This window comes from Marinovum sedimenti (assembly GCF_054052205.1).
Genome location: NZ_CM133223.1, coordinates 994500 through 1010948, shown reverse-complemented (window position 1 = coordinate 1010948; position 16449 = coordinate 994500). Strand labels below are relative to the sequence as shown.

Annotated in this window: 18 protein-coding genes; 8 read left to right on the top strand and 10 right to left on the bottom strand. The window is 60.3% G+C overall.

Going from position 1 to position 16449, the window contains the following annotated elements; translation table 11 throughout:
- Positions 1 to 6: 6 nt before the first annotated feature.
- The 5 genes from ACW9UO_RS04840 to ACW9UO_RS04820 all read right to left on the bottom strand — a co-directional run bounded on the left by ACW9UO_RS04840 (position 7) and on the right by ACW9UO_RS04820 (position 3565).
- On the bottom strand, positions 7 to 312 hold the full coding sequence (locus tag ACW9UO_RS04840) for a hypothetical protein (RefSeq protein ID WP_457087853.1): 306 nt from the start codon (positions 310 to 312) through the stop codon (positions 7 to 9).
- A gap of 34 nt (positions 313 to 346) precedes the next feature.
- Complete coding sequence (locus tag ACW9UO_RS04835; protein ID WP_457087852.1) at positions 347 to 1729, bottom strand: pyruvate dehydrogenase complex E1 component subunit beta; 1383 nt, start codon at positions 1727 to 1729, stop codon at positions 347 to 349.
- Between the two features lie 3 nt (positions 1730 to 1732).
- Complete coding sequence (locus ACW9UO_RS04830) at positions 1733 to 2149, bottom strand: VOC family protein (protein WP_457087851.1); 417 nt, start codon at positions 2147 to 2149, stop codon at positions 1733 to 1735.
- On the bottom strand, positions 2146 to 3144 hold the full coding sequence (pdhA, locus tag ACW9UO_RS04825; protein ID WP_457087850.1) for a pyruvate dehydrogenase (acetyl-transferring) E1 component subunit alpha: 999 nt from the start codon (positions 3142 to 3144) through the stop codon (positions 2146 to 2148). The genes ACW9UO_RS04830 and pdhA overlap by 4 nt, the downstream gene beginning before the upstream one ends.
- Before the next feature lie 118 nt (positions 3145 to 3262).
- The gene (locus tag ACW9UO_RS04820) at positions 3263 to 3565 is read right to left on the bottom strand and encodes an FtsB family cell division protein (protein ID WP_457087849.1); all 303 of its coding nucleotides are present in this window, start codon (positions 3563 to 3565) and stop codon (positions 3263 to 3265) included.
- Between the two features lie 165 nt (positions 3566 to 3730).
- Here ACW9UO_RS04820 and ACW9UO_RS04815 point away from each other — a divergent pair, with 165 nt between their 5' ends.
- Positions 3731 to 4714: an alpha/beta hydrolase gene (locus tag ACW9UO_RS04815; protein WP_457087848.1), complete on the top strand. Its 984-nt coding sequence runs from the start codon at positions 3731 to 3733 to the stop codon at positions 4712 to 4714.
- A 167-nt stretch (positions 4715 to 4881) separates the two neighbouring features.
- Here ACW9UO_RS04815 and ACW9UO_RS04810 read toward each other — a convergent pair whose 3' ends face one another.
- Positions 4882 to 5775, bottom strand: coding sequence for a fructose bisphosphate aldolase (locus ACW9UO_RS04810; protein ID WP_457087847.1), 894 nt, complete (start codon positions 5773 to 5775; stop codon positions 4882 to 4884).
- A 196-nt stretch (positions 5776 to 5971) separates the two neighbouring features.
- Entirely contained in the window at positions 5972 to 7147 is a 1176-nt protein-coding gene (locus ACW9UO_RS04805) for a phosphoglycerate kinase (RefSeq protein ID WP_457087846.1), read from the bottom strand.
- Positions 7148 to 7278: 131 nt separating this feature from the next.
- Here ACW9UO_RS04805 and ACW9UO_RS04800 point away from each other — a divergent pair, with 131 nt between their 5' ends.
- The 3 genes from ACW9UO_RS04800 (at position 7279) to ACW9UO_RS04790 (ending at position 9390) form a co-directional block, all read left to right on the top strand.
- Positions 7279 to 7785, top strand: a complete 507-nt coding sequence (locus ACW9UO_RS04800) for a peptidylprolyl isomerase (RefSeq protein WP_457087845.1) — start codon at positions 7279 to 7281, stop codon at positions 7783 to 7785.
- Positions 7778 to 8332 carry a peptidylprolyl isomerase gene (locus ACW9UO_RS04795; RefSeq protein ID WP_457087844.1) on the top strand — a complete coding sequence of 185 codons (555 nt, stop codon included), beginning with the start codon at positions 7778 to 7780 and terminating at the stop codon, positions 8330 to 8332. The genes ACW9UO_RS04800 and ACW9UO_RS04795 overlap by 8 nt, the downstream gene beginning before the upstream one ends.
- 86 nt (positions 8333 to 8418) lie before the next feature.
- Positions 8419 to 9390, top strand: coding sequence for a DUF3179 domain-containing protein (locus ACW9UO_RS04790; RefSeq protein ID WP_457087843.1), 972 nt, complete (start codon positions 8419 to 8421; stop codon positions 9388 to 9390).
- Positions 9391 to 9534: 144 nt separating this feature from the next.
- On the opposite strand, the gene ACW9UO_RS04785 is transcribed toward ACW9UO_RS04790, so the two are convergent.
- Entirely contained in the window at positions 9535 to 10488 is a 954-nt protein-coding gene (locus ACW9UO_RS04785) for a radical SAM protein (protein ID WP_457087842.1), read from the bottom strand.
- Positions 10489 to 10725: 237 nt separating this feature from the next.
- Here ACW9UO_RS04785 and zwf point away from each other — a divergent pair, with 237 nt between their 5' ends.
- From zwf to pgi, 3 genes are all read left to right on the top strand, one after another.
- Positions 10726 to 12180, top strand: coding sequence for a glucose-6-phosphate dehydrogenase (gene zwf, locus ACW9UO_RS04780; RefSeq protein ID WP_457087841.1), 1455 nt, complete (start codon positions 10726 to 10728; stop codon positions 12178 to 12180).
- A 66-nt stretch (positions 12181 to 12246) separates the two neighbouring features.
- Positions 12247 to 12918, top strand: a complete 672-nt coding sequence (pgl, locus tag ACW9UO_RS04775; protein WP_457087840.1) for a 6-phosphogluconolactonase — start codon at positions 12247 to 12249, stop codon at positions 12916 to 12918.
- Between the two features lie 30 nt (positions 12919 to 12948).
- On the top strand, positions 12949 to 14550 hold the full coding sequence (pgi, locus tag ACW9UO_RS04770; protein WP_457087839.1) for a glucose-6-phosphate isomerase: 1602 nt from the start codon (positions 12949 to 12951) through the stop codon (positions 14548 to 14550).
- A gap of 176 nt (positions 14551 to 14726) precedes the next feature.
- Here the strand turns inward: pgi and ACW9UO_RS04765 are convergent, their stop codons facing one another.
- Positions 14727 to 15026, bottom strand: a complete 300-nt coding sequence (locus ACW9UO_RS04765) for a hypothetical protein (protein ID WP_457087838.1) — start codon at positions 15024 to 15026, stop codon at positions 14727 to 14729.
- 620 nt (positions 15027 to 15646) lie between these two features.
- Here ACW9UO_RS04765 and ACW9UO_RS04760 point away from each other — a divergent pair.
- Entirely contained in the window at positions 15647 to 15919 is a 273-nt protein-coding gene (locus ACW9UO_RS04760) for a glycine zipper 2TM domain-containing protein (RefSeq protein WP_457087837.1), read from the top strand.
- Here ACW9UO_RS04760 and ACW9UO_RS04755 read toward each other — a convergent pair.
- Entirely contained in the window at positions 15916 to 16437 is a 522-nt protein-coding gene (locus tag ACW9UO_RS04755; protein WP_457087836.1) for a GNAT family N-acetyltransferase, read from the bottom strand. The two genes, ACW9UO_RS04760 and ACW9UO_RS04755, sit on opposite strands and share 4 nt — an antisense overlap.
- Between the last annotated feature and the right edge of the window lie 12 nt (positions 16438 to 16449).

Genomic DNA, 16449 nt, shown 5'->3' with positions numbered 1-16449 from the left:
GTATTTTCAAACAGAAGAAGGGATCAGGGTCAGCGTGTCAAAGGGTGGTTTCGGGGTGGTTCCGCGGGCGAGTTGCGCGACGGCGCGGTGCAGGGCGGCGTTGTGGCGGGCGATCCATTCGTAGGCCTCCTGGTGGGTTGGGCGGGCGTTGGGGCGCAGGCCCGTTGCTTGGCGCGTTGCTTGGCCGGTGGATTGGCCGGTTGTTTGACCGGACATCAGGTATTCGGGCACCAGCGCCCGGCCATCTGCTGTTGAGATGCGGTAGGCCTCGGTGGCGACATCGCGGCCGTGGACTTCCACCTGTCCGGTCATGGCGCGGGTGTTGCTGGTGTCGGAGCGTGGCGGATCATCGGTAGGTCACTTTTTTCACCGCCTCGATCACTTCGGCGGAGGAGGTCAGCGCGTGTTTTTCGAGGTTGGCGGCGTAGGGCATTGGCACGTCCTTGCCGGTGCAATTGATCACCGGCGCGTCGAGCCAGTCGAACGCCTGTTCCATCAGCACCGCCGAGATGTGATTGCCGATGGAGCCGACTGGGAAGCCTTCTTCCACTGTCACGCAACGGTTTGTTTTCTTGACGCTTTCGATGATCGCATCGGTGTCCATCGGGCGCAGAGTGCGCAGGTCGATCACCTCGGCGTCAATGCCGTCCTCCGCCAGTTTTTCCGCCGCTTCGAGCGCATAGGTCATGCCGATGCCAAAGCTGACGATGGTGACGTCGGTGCCGGTCCGCCAGATCCGGGCCTTGCCGAAGGGCAGGGTGAAGTCGTCCATCATCGGCACATCGAAGCTTTTGCCATAGAGGATTTCGTTTTCGAGAAAGATCACCGGATTGGGATCGCGGATTGCGGCTTTGAGCAGGCCTTTGGCGTCGGAGGCGGAATAGGGCATCACGACTTTCAGGCCGGGAATGTGGCTGTACCAAGCGGCGTAATCCTGGCTGTGCTGGGCCCCGACGCGGGCGGCGGCACCGTTGGGGCCGCGAAACACCATCGGTGCGCCCATCTGGCCGCCGGACATATAAAGCGTTTTGGCGGCGGAGTTGATGATCTGGTCGATGGCCTGCATGGAAAAGTTGAAGGTCATGAATTCGACGATGGGTTTCAGGCCGCCAAAGGCCGCGCCGACGGCGATGCCGGTGAAGCCGTGTTCGGTGATCGGGGTGTCGATGATGCGCTTGGCACCGAATTCATCGAGCAGGCCTTGGCTGATCTTGTAAGCGCCTTGGTATTCGCCGACCTCTTCGCCCATCAGCAGGACGTTTTCGTCGCGGCGCATTTCCTCGGCCATCGCGTCGCGCAGGGCCTCGCGCACGGTTTGCTGTTTGATTTGGGTGCCTTCGGGCCAATCCGGTGTGCGGTCGGGCTTGGGGCTGGGGGCCTCGGTTTGAGGGGCTTCCTGTGACTGTTCCTGTTCCTGCGCCTGCGCGGGCGGCTTTTGCGCGGCGGCGGGTGAGGTGGCGTTGTCCGAGATATCCGCCTCGGTTTCGCCGTCCTCAAGCAGCACGGCGATGGGGGTGTTCACCTTCACCGCTTCGGTGCCCGCTGGGACAAGGATCGTGCCGATGGTGCCCTCGTCGACCGCTTCGAATTCCATCGTGGCCTTGTCGGTTTCGATCTCGGCGAGGATGTCACCCGAGGCGACCGTGTCGCCAGCTTTCACCAGCCATTTGGCCAGTGTGCCTTCTTCCATCGTGGGCGACAGGGCGGGCATGAGAATTTCGATTGGCATGGGTTAATTCCCTCCCCGGTCTGTTGCGCCCTGGTCTGATGTGTCTTGAACCGGCGTGATGAAGCCGACAACATTGCCCTGGCCATCCTCAACATAGGCCGCGCGGCCGATGCCGGGATAGTCGGTGGGGGGCAGCGCTTCTGCCCCGCCGTTGGCCAGCGCCCAGGCATAGCGGTCGTCGCACTCGGCGACCTCAAAGGTCAGTGTGCAGCCGCGGATCGGGCCGTTTGGCGCGGGCGTGGCGTCCATGCGTTTCATCAGCCCGCCGGTCAGGCCAGCGGCAATGCCGGGGCCGGAGATCAGCGCGTATTCGGCCTCTTCGCCGCCGGGCATGGGCGTAAAGTCCCAGCCGAACAGCCCAGCGTAAAAGGCGCGGGCGGCGGCGGTGTCGGCGGCGTAAATCTCGAAATGCGCCATCATTCGGCCTCCGCATAGATGTCGGTCCACAGCTCGCTCAGATCGGGCTCGGGGCTTTCGCGGGCGAAATCGGCAGAGGCGTTGACCACCTGCTTGATCTCCTTGTCGATGGCTTTCAGATCGTCCTCGCTGGCGTGTTTGCCCTCAAGCAGCAGTGCGCGCACATGTTCGATCGGGTCACGCTCTTCGCGCATTTTCTGCACCTCTTCGCGGGTGCGATATTTCGCCGGATCCGACATCGAGTGGCCGCGATAGCGATAGGTTTTCACCTCAAGGATATACGGCCCCTTGCCAGCGCGGCAGTGGCCCACGGCCTTTTGACCGGCCTCTTTGACGGCGAGCACGTCCATGCCATCGACCACCTCGCCGGGGATGCCAAACGCCTCGCCACGGGTATACAGATCGGGGGTCGAGGTCGAGCGGTTTTGGGCGGTGCCCATCGCGTACTGGTTGTTTTCAATGACGAAAATCACCGGCAGCGACCAGATCGCCGCCATGTTGAAGGTCTCGTAAACTTGGCCCTGATTGGCCGCGCCATCGCCGAAATAGGTAAAGGTGACGCCGCCGTTGCCCTTGTATTTATCGGCAAAGGCGAGGCCCGCGCCAATCGGCACCTGCGCGCCAACGATGCCATGCCCGCCATAGAAATGCTTGGCCTTCGAGAACATGTGCATCGAGCCGCCCTTGCCCTTGGAATAGCCGCCCTCGCGGCCCGTCAGCTCGGCCATGACGCCATTTGGGTCCATGCCGCAGGCCAGCATATGGCCGTGATCGCGGTAAGAGGTGACGCGCTTGTCACCCTCATCCGCAGCCGCCTCAAGCCCGACAACGACAGCCTCTTGGCCAATGTAGAGGTGACAGAACCCGCCGATCAGACCCATGCCGTAAAGCTGTCCGGCCTTTTCCTCGAACCGGCGGATCAACAGCATGTCGCGATAGAACTGTGTCAGCTCGTCCTTGGATACGTTGGGTTTCTTTGTTGCTTTGCGCGTGGCCATTACGGCACCCTCCCCAAGGCGAATGGTTTAGCATTAAACTAAAGCTTAGCGTAAAGCGCCGGGCAAGGGAAAGGGGGCTTTGGGTGGCATTGGTCTTAGACGCCCAAGGGCCGTGGACCTAGCGAATAACAATCTCGTCACTGCGGATCATGCCAAGCACATCGCGGGCCTGTTGATCAAGGAGATCGAGGTCGAGATATTCATCGGACAAGCGGCGGGTGAGGTTTTCCATCCGCGCCAGCTCGGCTTTGATGGTGTCGCGCTCGGCCTCAAGCCGGGCAGCATTGTCGAGGATTTCGGCGCGTCGGAACAAGCCATAGTCGCCCTGCACAGCGGCAAAGGTAAAGATCGCGCCCAGTGTGAACGCAAGCGCAAACACGCTTAACGGGACGATATTCCTACGGGTCGGACTGTTGTTCATTTTCTGCCTCGGTGGCACCTCTTGGCGGGGGCCGTTCGCCCAGTATGACACAGGCGATTCGTCATGTGAATCCCATTCGGTGCGTGCTGATGAAAATGTGTGCCGTTTGCGCCGATTCAACGCAGAAGGGTTTGTGCGCCGGGCGGTTCGCGTTATCATCCAGGGATGAAAAAGACGGCATTGGTGTTCCTGATCGGTCTGTTGCTCGTGGCCTGCGCGCCGCGCGGTGTGCTGCACTTGGTGCGCGGTGCCGATGTGGGCGAGATCCGCGAAGTCTATGTTGCCTCAAACCGGGTGGAGCGTATTGAAAACTCGGTGAATTTCTCGGCCGAACGTGGGCAAAAGCTAAGCTTTGCGCGGCTCGATGTTTCGGTGCCGCCGGTTCACCGCGATGGCAAGGTTGAGCTGCCCGCGCGTGGCCCTGCCGATCCGGCGCAGCATTTTGTGTTGTCCGGGGCCTATCGCTATCCGTCGCTCGACACCTTTATCGCCGGGCTGAACAAGGCACCGGGCGGGCGCGACGAGGTGATCGTGTTTGTGCACGGGTTCAACACCAACTTTGCCGAAGCCGCCTATCGGTTGGCGCAGATGGCGCATGATTTTGACGCCGATGTGCCGGTGATTTCGTTCTCTTGGCCCTCGGGCGGCGATCCGCGCGGCTATGCCTATGACCGCGACAGCGTGATCCAGTCGCGCGATGCGTTAGAGAGTTTGCTGATTGCGCTGGCGCGGGATCGCAAGGTGATGATTGTGGCGCATTCGATGGGGTCGCAACTGGTGATGGAGGTGCTGCGGCAGGTGTCGATCGCCAATCAGGGCGCGGCGTTGCGGCGAATCTCGGGTGTGGCGCTGATTTCGCCCGACATCGATCCGGAGGTGTTTGTGACGCAGGCGCGCCGGATCAAACCGTTTCCGCAGCCGTTCATTTTGATGACCTCGACCCGCGACAAGATCCTCGATTTCTCGGCTTGGGTGGCGGGGCGGCCCCGGCGGCTTGGTGCGATCACCTCGGCGGAGGGGCTTGAGGGGCTGCCGGTGATCATTGTCGATCTGACCGCCTATTCCGAGCCGGACGGATCGGGCCATGACACCGCTTATACCGCGCCGCGCGCCATCGAATTGTTGCGCGGTTACGATCCGCGGCACTAAGGCGTTGCGCGTATTACCGAAAACGACAAGCCTCACCTCATGCGTTGAAATATTTGATTTCAGACAGTGTCAGGTGCGCCCGTTTTTTTCGCGTAACGCGATAGCCCGGGCGCAAACGCAAAAGGCGGCCCCGAAGGACCGCCCCGAATACTGCAATGGCCAACAGATCAGCCGGCTTTCGACGCCTGATAGATCGAGTCGACCGCATCGGCGAGCATCGCATCAAACTCTGCATCGCTTTGCTGGGCCGAGAGCCCCTCGGACAGACCGCGCGAGAAGCTCGCGATCATGCCGGTGTTTTTGCTCAGCTTTTCGTTGGCTTCGTCGCGGCTGTAGCCACCGGACAGCGCCACAACGCGCTGCACCTTGGGATGGTTGATCAGCGGCTGATAGATGTTCGCTTCTGTCGGGAGCGACAGTTTCAGCATGACTTTTTCGCCTTCGGGCAGCTTGTCGAGGCCTTTCAGCAGCTCGTCGCGCAGGATCTCTTCGGCTTCGGCCTTGTCGGAAATGGTGATTGTCACTTCCGGCTCAAGGATCGGCATCAGCCCGTGGCTGGCGATCTGACGACCGATTTCAAACTGCTGCGCCACGATCGAGGCAATGCCCGTCGGGTTCGCCGCGTCGATGACCGAGCGCATCTTGGTGCCATAAACATTCTTGGCCGCCGCGCGTTTGCACAGCGCGTCGAGATCGGGCATCGCCTTCATCAATTTGACGCCGTCATTGGCCTCGCACAGCCCCTTGTCGACCTTGAGAAACGGCACGACACCGCATTCGTTCCAAAGATAGTCCGCTGTCGGCGTGCCGTCGATTTCGCCGTCCATCGTGCGTTCAAACAGGATCGCGCCGATGACTTTTTCGCCAGTGAAGGCGGGGGATTTGATGATGCGGGCGCGCATTTCGTGCACCTTGGCAAACATTTCCTCATCGCCGGAATAGGCGTCTTCGTTAACGCCATACAGCATGAGGGCCTTGGGGGTGGAGCCGCCCGATTGATCCAATGCCGCGATAAAGCCGTCTTTGTTGGCCATTTGGTCGGCCATTTTCTGATTGGTCATGTCGTGAAGTCCGTTCCCATTAATTGATCCGCAGGGGCTGTGCCCCCTCAATCCCAAATTCCTAAGCGAGCGGACAAGCGCTTGCAACGGCGGGGCGCTAACATGTGGGAAGAAGACGCGCTTTGGATACTAGTTTCCCGTATGGGTTGAGTGTCAGGCGGGAAGCGCCCGCCTGACTTGTGTTTTGCGGGTTGGCTTAGCCGAGCGCCGCGACGCCCGGCAGTTCCTTGCCTTCCATCCATTCGAGAAAGGCACCGCCCGCCGTCGAGATATAGGTGAAATCCTCGGCGGCCCCGGCTTGGTTCAGTGCCGCGACGGTATCGCCGCCACCGGCAACCGAGATCAGCTTGCCCGCCTTGGAGAGGTCCGCCGCCTGTTTCGCCGCTGCATTGGTGGCGCGGTCGAACGGTTCAATCTCAAACGCGCCCATCGGGCCATTCCAGATCAGCGTTTTGGCGGTGGCCAGCACTTCGGCCATCTTTTTCACGGTCTCGGGGCCAGCGTCCAGGATCATTGCATCAGCAGGGCAGGCGTCAGCGGCCACGGTTTCATTCTCGGCCCCGGCTTTGAATTCGCGCGCGACAACCACATCGACCGGCAGCAGGATCTTGCAGCCCGCCGCTTCGGCCTTGGTCATGATCTCAAGGGCGGTGTCGGTCATGTCATGTTCGGCCAGCGATTTGCCCACATTGATGCCTTGCGCCGCAAGAAAGGTGTTGGCCATGCCGCCACCAATCACCAGATGATCGACCTTGCTCACCAGATTGCCCAGCAGGTCAAGCTTGGTCGAAACCTTCGCGCCACCAACAACTGCCACAACCGGACGCTCGGGCTTGCCCAAAGCCGCCTCAAGCGCCGAAAGCTCGGCCTGCATCAGCCGACCGGCGCAAGAGGGCAGCAAACGCGCCACGCCTTCGGTCGATGCATGGGCGCGGTGCGCGGCGGAAAACGCATCATTGCAAAAGACATCGCCGAGCGAGGCGAGGAATTGCGCCATCTTGGGGTCGTTCTTTTCCTCCATCTCGGAGAAGCGGGTGTTTTCCACCAATACAACAGTCCCGGCGGCCAGCGCATCAAGCGCCTCGCGCGAGGGGCGCTCGATAAATGTGACGTCCTGGCCAAGCGCCGCTTCGAGCGCGGGCACCAGCTGCGACAGGCTCATTTCGGGCACCGGTTTGCCTTTGGGGCGGCCGAAGTGCGCCAGCATGACGGGGGTGCCGCCTTTGGCGAGGATGTCCTTGATCGTTGGCACGATCCGCTGAATGCGGGTGTCATCGGTCACTTTGCCGTTATTCATCGGCACGTTGATGTCGACGCGCGTCAGCACGATCTTGCCATCAAGGTCCATGTCGTCGAGAGTTTTCCAGCCCATGTCGCCGTTCCTTACCTAGGGTTCAGGTTGCGCCTTGTTTGGCCGCTAACGCCCCGCGGGTCAATCGCGTGCTTGCCCAAGGGGGCTTGGCAAATTAGGTATCATGCCAATTGCATGCAGAGGAGGCCCACATGGCCGAGATCAAGGATCCCGAAAACACCATTCTGATGGAGCTCAAAGGGGGCACTGTCACAATCGAGCTTTTGGCGGACGTCGCGCCGCAACATACCGCGCGGATGAAAGAACTCGCCCGCGCTGGTGAATATGACAACGTCGCCTTTCACCGTGTGATCGATGGCTTCATGGCGCAGACTGGCGATGTTCAGCACGGCGACATGGAAGACGGCTTTAACATCCGCATGGCCGGCACCGGCAGCTCGTCGCTGCCTGATGTGCCCGCTGAATTCTCCAAGCTGCCGCATGACCGTGGCACCCTTGGCGCGGCGCGGTCGCAGAACCCGAATTCCGCCAATTCGCAGTTCTTCATTAACTTCAAAGACAACAGCTTTCTCAACGGTCAGTACACCGTATATGGCCGGGTGATCTCGGGTATGGAGCATGTTGACGCGCTCACACGGGGCGAGCCGCCAACCGAGCCGGACCGGATGATTTCGGTCAAGGTTGCGGCTGATGCGTAGTCTCGCGCTGGCGTTCAGCCTTTTGGCCAGCCCGGCGCTTGCCACCGGTTTGCAAATCGAGCTGGCGGGCGAGGCCAATGGCACCGTCACCATCGACCTGTTCGAGGATATCGCACCCCAGCACGTGGCGCAGATCACCGAGTTGGCGGCGCAGGGGGCCTATGATGGCGTGGTGTTTCACCGCGTGATTGACGGCTTTATGGCGCAGACCGGCGATGTGCAGTTCGGCAACAGCACCGCGGATGGCTTTGCGATGCAGATGGCCGGGCGCGGCGGCTCTGAGATGCCCGACATCGGGGCCGAATTCTCGGACCTGAAGTTTGATCGCGGTGTGGTGGGCATGGCGCGGTCGCAAGACCCCGACAGTGCCAACTCGCAGTTCTTTATCATGTTTGCCGAGGGTCATTTCCTCAACGGGCAATATACTGTGGTGGGTGAAGTCACCGACGGTATGGACGTGGTTGACGCGATCAAACGCGGCGCTGGCGGAAATGGTGCCGTCGTTGGCGCGCCGGATGTGATGCAGACGGTCACTGTGCTCGACTAGGCGGCCCACGGGCGATCAAACTCTCGTGCGGGGGGCTAGGCAATGGCCCCCCGCACAGCGCATCCTGAGGCCAAGGGGGATGCGACATGATTTTCAGAACCACGATGCTTGCCGTTGGATTTGCGGCGCTGGCCAGTGTGGCCGCCGCCAGCCCGGAGGCGTGGCGCGGCGAATGGCCCAACACCGATTTTAGCAAGACCACGGTTGCGGATTGGGCCGAGATCCTCTCGGGCGGGCCGCCCAAGGACGGCATCCCGGCGCTTGATAATCCCGGCGTGATTCCGGTGTCTCGCGAGACCCGCATTGGCGAGCGCGAGCCGGTGATCGCGGTGGAAATCGGCAACGCGCCGCCGCGCGCCTATCCGATCCGTTACCTGACCTGGCATGAGATTGTGAACGATGAGGTCGGCGGCGTGCCGATCGCCGTGACCTTCTGTCCGCTGTGCAATTCGGCCATCACCTTTGATCGGCGCACAGCGCAGGGGGTGCTGAGTTTTGGCGTCTCGGGCAAGCTGCGCAACTCTGACATGGTGATGTACGACCGCCAGACCGAAAGCTGGTGGCAGCAGGCGATGGGCGAGGCGATTGTGGGCGATCTGACGGGGGCAACGCTGGACATTCTGCCGACATGGATGGAGAGCTGGGCGCAGTTCAAGGCACGCAACCCCGATGGGTTTGTGATGGACGAACCGGCGATGCGGCGCAGCTATGGCCAGAACCCGTATCGCAACTATGACAGCTCGAAACGGCCGTTTCTGTACAATGGCGAGATGCCGCCGCATGGCGTGCCGCCGCTGATGCGGGTGGTGCGGGTCGGCGACCGGGCCTGGCCGCTGTCGCGCTTTGAGCGCGATGCGGAGATCAAGGAGGCGGGGGTCACGCTGTCTTGGTCCGAGGGGCAGGCCTCGGCGCTTGATGCGGGCAATATCAACAAGGGCAGGGAGGTCGGCAGCATAAGGGTGCGCGATGCGCAGGGGCGGAATGTGGCGCATGACGTGATGTTCGCCTTCGCCTTCCACGCCTTCTGGCCCGAGGGGAAGTGGATGCTGTCCCGCTAGGCGGTGGAAAAATCGTCAACGATTTTTGACAAAATTCATCAATGAATTTTGCGGCGCGCGGGGGGCAAGGGAGCGTTGCCCGCGCCCCCGTAAGCGCAGAAAAATCGTCAACGATTTTTTAAAAATCCATCAATGGATTTTGGCTCACCCGGAACAGCTCGCGCCGCCCAATACGCAGAACTTGGCGCAGTGGGGATGGTTCAGCGCCACATCGCGCTCCGCCTCGGCCAAACTCTCGCCCAGCTCGAATTCCGGCTCGTAGGGCAACAGGGTGCAGGCCACAACAGCGGGCCGCGCCGCGCCCTTGCGCTTGACCACCATGCGCGAAGAGGCGCACATCACATCGCGCGGCGACACATTAAGGATGTCCCAGCAGGCCGTGGTGATTTCCGGTACCTCCACCGAGACATCCATTTCGGGGAACAGCACCGTTTCGCCCGGATTGCCCGCGTCGATGGCAAAACCTTCGCGCTCAAACAGCGCCGCAAACCCGGCGCGCGCCGCCGCTTCGCTTTCCGCCCAGACAATCCGCCCGGCCACGGCCATGCGGATGCCGGTGTCGCGCAGCCAGCGCATGCCTTCGAGCGTTTTGTCATAGCTGCCGCTTCCGCGTTCCGCATCGTGATGCAACCGGCTCCAGTGATCGAGCGAGATCCGCAGGGTCAGCTTGGCGCCATACTCCTGGTGCAGCGCCTCCAGCCCGGCCTTCACGTTTTTGCGCATCATCGGGCGCATCGCATTGCTCAGGATCAACACATCATACCCACGCGCCAGCGCCGCCCGCGTCATGGCGATCATCTCGGGGTTCATGAAAGGTTCGCCGCCGGTAAACCCGATCTCGCGCACACCCCAGTTGCGATCCTCAAGCTGATCGAGGTAATCGCTGACCTCCGCTTTGGTCAGATACACCAGCGCATCGTTGCTCGGAGAGCTGAGAATATAGCAATTGGCGCATTCGATATTGCACAAAGTGCCGGTATTGAACCATAAGGTCTCAGGCTGGACCAGCGGCACTTTGGCGCGTGCCTCGCCTTTGGCCGTGACGGCAGGATCAAGAAACTTGCCAACGTTGGCTTGGTTAAGGTTTTGATCTTTCATGAACTTGCCGCTTTTCCCCGTGGTTTCAACCGAGGTAGCCTTCGCAAACTGCGTTGCCAATGCTCAACAGTCAGCTTGACGCCATTGTGATGGGTGAAATGCGTGTTAGACTTTTGAACAGACAGCGGGTAGAGAGATCGCGAACTTTGCAGTTAGCGCTAACAGCCCTAACAAAACAGTGCAATCAAACGATGCCGACCCTTGAATGCGGGTTGTGTGACAGCAAGAGGACTTCTCATGGTTTCACGTGTCATCCCTGTGGACCCGTTCGATCTGGTGATTTTCGGCGGAACGGGCGACTTGGCCCGCCGCAAGATCCTGCCGGGTCTTTTCCGCCGCTATTGCTCGGGGCAAATGCCAGCCGAGGCGCAGGTGATCGGGGCCGCGCGCTCTGAAATGGACGCCGACGGCTATCGCGCCATGATCCGCGATGCGATCCACGAATTTGACGGCGAGCGCCCCAAGCAGTGCCCCGATCTTGAAGGGTTTCTCAAGCATCTGAACTATGTTCAGGTTGATGCGCAGGGCGATGGCGGCTGGTCCGAGCTTAAGGATCTGCTGCGCAAGGACACCATCAAGGCGTTCTATTTCTCGGTCGCGCCTTCGCTGTTTGGCGACATTGCCGAGCGGCTGAAAAACAAGGGTCTCGCCAAGCGCGACGCGCGCATCGTGGTGGAAAAACCCTTTGGCCGCGATCTCGCCTCAGCCAAGGCGCTGAACAAATCGCTGGCGGCGTATTTCAACGAAGATCAGATCTATCGGATCGACCATTATCTGGGCAAAGAAACCGTCCAGAACCTGATGGCCGTGCGCTTTGGCAACATGTTGTTCGAGCCGCTGTGGAACAGCCAGTACATCGATCACATCCAGATCACCGTGGCCGAAACCGTCAGTGTTGGCGGCCGGGGTGGATATTATGACAAATCCGGTGCGATGCGCGACATGGTGCAGAACCACCTGATGCAACTGTTGTGCCTGATCGCGATGGAACCGCCTGCAAAGTTCGAACCCGATGCGGTGCGTGACGAAAAGCTCAAGGTTATCCGCGCTTTGGAACCTGTCGAGCCGCACCACGTTGTGCGCGGTCAATACGATGCTGGCGGTGACGAGGCGGGCTATCGCGACCATGCGGAAAACCCGCGCTCGCGCACCGAGAGCTTTATCGCGATGAAGTGCCATATCTCGAACTGGCGCTGGGCTGGCACGCCGATCTATCTGCGCACCGGCAAACGGCTGAAATCCCGCACCAGCGAGATTGCCGTGGTGTTCAAGGAAACCCCGCACTCGATCTTTGGCGATGAGGCCGGGCGCCACCGCAATATCCTCACCATTCGGCTTCAGCCGAATGAAGGCATGGAGCTGGGCGTCACGATCAAGGAACCGGGGCCGGGGGGCATGCGTCTTGTCGATGTGCCGCTTGATATGTCGTTTTCCGACGCGCTTGGGCCAGACTCGGAAGAGGTGCCGGACGCCTATGAACGCTTGATCATGGACGTGATCCGGGGCAACCAGACATTGTTCATGCGCGGTGATGAGGTTGAGGCGGCCTGGGCCTGGACCGATCCGATCATTGAAGGTTGGGAAAATCGCAATGATGTGCCCAAAATCTATGATGCCGGATCGTCGGGGCCTGAGGATTCGCTGATGCTGATGCACCGCGATGGGCGCAAATGGCGGGAAATCAAATCCTGACATCCGTCGATCAAATGCTGATTTGAGTATGCTGACCTGAGATACTGGCCTGAGAAAGGGACCGTCATGGAATTCATCGACTATCCTGACCGCGAAATGCTGATCATCGACCTTGCCAACAAGCTGGCAGGTGAATTGCGCGCGGCGCTGGACCATGAAGAGCGTGTGCTGATGGCGGTGCCCGGTGGCACCACGCCGGGGCCGATCTTTGATGATCTTTGCGCCGCCGATCTGGATTGGAGCCGGGTCGATGTGATGCTCACCGACGAACGCTGGGTGCCCGAGGACAGCGAGCGGTCCAACACCCGCCTGCTGCGCCAACGGCTCTTGGTCGACCGGGCGGCGGCGGCCACCTATGTGCCGCTGTACCTGCCGGCCGAGCAACCCGAAGAGCGTCTGGCCGAGCTGGAAGCCAACCTAACATCGCGCCTGCCAATCCAGGTTTTGCTGCTTGGAATGGGGGCGGATATGCACACCGCTTCGCTGTTTCCCGGCGCTGACCGGCTTGACGATGCGCTTGATCCCAAAGCGCCAGTGTTGATGCCCATGCGCGCCCCCGGTGCGCCAGAGCCGCGCATTACAGTAACGGCTCATGTGCTCGACGACGCGATGTCGAAACACATCGTGATTTTTGGCGACGACAAGCGCGAGGCGCTGGAACGCGCCCGCCAGCTTACGCCCAAGGATGCGCCCGTTGCGGCCGTCCTGTCGCAGGCCCAGGTGCATTGGGCTCCGTAATTTCTCTGCTATTCCAAGGACATTGACCCTATGTGGACCAAGCTGAAAACCCTGGCGAAAGACGTCGAAACCCGCAAGATCACCGACCTGTTCGACACCTCCGGTCGGGCGGCGGATTTCTCGACGCGCTTCGATCAGATGCTGTTCGATTTCTCCAAAACCAATATTGATGAGGCGGCGCTTGCGGCGCTGCTTGAGCTTGCAGAAAGCACCGGCGTCGCCGCCAAACGCGAAGCGATGTTCACCGGCGAAAAGATCAACGAAACCGAAGGCCGTGCCGTGCTACATACCGCGCTGCGCAATCTGGACGGCGATCCGGTGATGGTCGACGGTCAGGACGTGATGCCCGAAGTGCTCGCCACGCTCGACCGCATGGAAGCCTTTGCCAATAAGGTACGCGACGGCAGCTTTACCGGGCAGGGCGGCGCGATCACTGATGTGGTGAACATTGGCATCGGCGGCTCCGATCTGGGTCCGGTGATGGCCTATCATGCGCTGTCGCCTTATGCCGACGGCCCGCGTGTTCATTATGTCTCGAACGTCGACGGCGCCGATATCGCCGACACACTGCGCGGTCTTGATCCGACAACGACGCTGGTGATCGTGGCGTCGAAAACCTTTACCACCATCGAAACGATGACCAACGCCCGCACCGCGCGCGCCTGGATGTCGGAAAAGGTTACCGACCCGGCGGCGCAATTCGCAGCGCTGTCGACCGATCAGGAAAAGACCGGCGCATTTGGCATTGATCCGACGCGGGTGTTTGGCTTTGAGGATTGGGTCGGCGGGCGTTATTCCGTCTGGGGGCCGATTGGCCTGTCGCTGATGCTCGCCATTGGCGGCGATGCCTTCCGCGCCGTCCTGCGCGGCGCGCAATCAATGGACCGGCACTTCCGCAGCGCCGAGTTCGCGGAAAACATGCCGGTGCTGCTGGCTCTGGTCGGCATCTGGCACAATCAGGTGCTGGGCCATGCCACCCGCGCGGTCCTGCCGTATGACAACCGTCTGGTGCGCCTGCCGGCGTATCTTCAGCAGCTTGAGATGGAGAGCAACGGCAAGAGTGTTGCGATGGACGGCTCGGACCTGACGTATAACTCTGGCCCCGTGGTTTGGGGCGAGCCGGGCACCAACGGACAGCACGCGTTTTACCAATTGATCCACCAAGGCACGCGGGTTGTGCCTTGCGAGTTCATGGTCGCCGCTGAGGGCCACGAGCCGGATCTGGCGCATCACCATCAGCTTCTGGTTGCCAACTGCCTTGCGCAGTCCGAGGCGCTGATGCGTGGCCGTTCCCTGGACGAGGCGCGCGAAAAGGTTGCGGGCAAGTTTGAGGGCGATGAGCTGGAACGCCAAGCGCGCCACCGGGTGTTCCCCGGCAACCGCCCCTCAACAACGCTGGTCTACCCCAAGCTGACGCCCGAGGTGTTTGGCCAGATCGTGGCGCTGTATGAGCACCGGGTGTTTGTTGAGGGCGTGATCCTCGACATCAACTCCTACGATCAATGGGGGGTTGAGCTGGGCAAAGAGCTGGCAACGGCGCTGGGGCCGATTGTGGCGGGCGAGGAGAGCGCAGAGGACAAGGACGGATCGACCCGTCAGCTTGTGGACTTTGTGCAAAAGAACCGCGGCTAACCCCGACCTACATACCCTGAACAGGATGGCTCGGCGCTTCGGCACCGGGCCATTTTTTTTTGGCCCATAATTCTGTGCACAAGTTTAGGAAAATCAGCTCTAAAAACGAAAAGTGGGCGGGAATAAATCCCGCCCAAGTTTGTAGAGTCAGTGGTAAGAGAGCCTAGCGTCAAGCGCTAGAGCAGACCTTGCCAACCACCACGGACAAGGGCTGTTTGTCCACCGCCTTGGACCGTGAGAACCAGCAGCGCGAACAAGAAGGCCGTTGCGTGCATGAATTCCCAGATCGCCGCAGGTCCATAGACCGCGTAGGGGGTACCGATATCGAAAAGAATGAGGACTGTGACCACGATCATAGAGAAGAAGGCGATGATGCGCGTACGGATACCGAGCATCAGCCAGATTGCGAAGATGATCATCAGGGCGACCAGTGGCACGGTCATGAAGCGAAATTGCGAGACGTAATCGAAGTTCATCCAAGACGAAGAGAACGGACCTTCGTAAACGCCAAGGGTAGTGAGGGCACACAGCAAGAGAGTGTAACCACAGAATAAGCGTGCTCCGAGCGGGAGGAATACTTCGAACTTCATGACTGCCTCGATTTTTTTTGTTATGCCTTCTGGTTGTATTAGGAATATTTAACGGGGGTTCAATTTTCAACTCATAACCCTAGGGCAAAATGCGATTTTAACGGGGGTCCAGCGCTGGAAGCTTTCTAAGTTTATGAAAACGCGCGATTAAATCGCGTATACGACCTTAGTCGTAGATGGTCGCAAAATAGGCGTTAAATAACTCAGTTTGACTTAATAATCCCAGAAGTTGTAGTAAAATAAGGGGATGCGCGCAATCTCTGGCCTCTCAATCGGAACCGTTCAATTAATACTTAAACTAAGCAGATTTATTTTAATCTCGACGGCCCGTTTGTTATTGATACTGCGAGTCTCAAAATTTAATAAACAGCCAGAATGTGAGCGGGGAATCGCCAAGTTCGCCGCTGCCATCCGCAGAAATGCGCTTGTCGGTGAAAGTGCCTCTGGCCGTCGGCAACGGCGGCGCTAGGTTCCGGTTCATGGAATTAGGAACCAGGAGACACCCTATGAAATTCGCAAAAATCGCCGTGACCGTTGTGACCATGTCCGGCCTTGCGGCCTGTTCGTCGCTCACACCTGAGCAGCGTTCGGTTGCAGGCGTGACCGGTGGCGCGGCTGCCGGCCTGATTGCGGCTTCCGTGCTTGAGGCGGACGACAACTGGCGCCTGATCGCGGCGCTGGCAGGCGCGGCCGCAGGCACCGTTGTGGCGCAAAACTCGGCAACAAACAGCTGCGCCTATGCGCGCGGCGATGGCACCTACTACAAAGCGGCCTGCTAAGGCTGGCCTAGCGCCATCTCAAAGAACAACAGGTGCCCCTCTGCGAGGGGGGGCACCGGCTGATAGGGGCCTCGTGCGCGAAAGCCCATCGACAGATAAAGCCGCTGCGCTGCCGCCAGCGGCTTTGACGTGTCCATCAGGATGCGGTCGAACCCCAGGTCGCGGCACCCCTCAATCAACGACGTCATGATGGCATAGCCCGCGCCAGTGCCGCGCGCCGTCTCATTGACATAGACGCGCTTGATCTCGGCTGTGCCCGGCGCGAGCGTATGCACCATGCCACAGCCCACAGGCACGCCGTCGCGCATCGCCAGTCGCACAAAGCCTTCAGGGGGCCTGTGTGCCGCCTCTAGCCCGTCCATCAGCGCGGCGTATGTGTCTTCTGGGTAAAACAGCGCGATCAACTGCGCGTCATACGGCGACAGCGCCATAAGAAAGCTGCGATACTCCCAACAAAGCTGTCGCACCGCTTCAAGCTCGGCTGCGGTGTGGGGGGCGATGATCTTTAGGTCCGGCATGAAAAAGGGCCT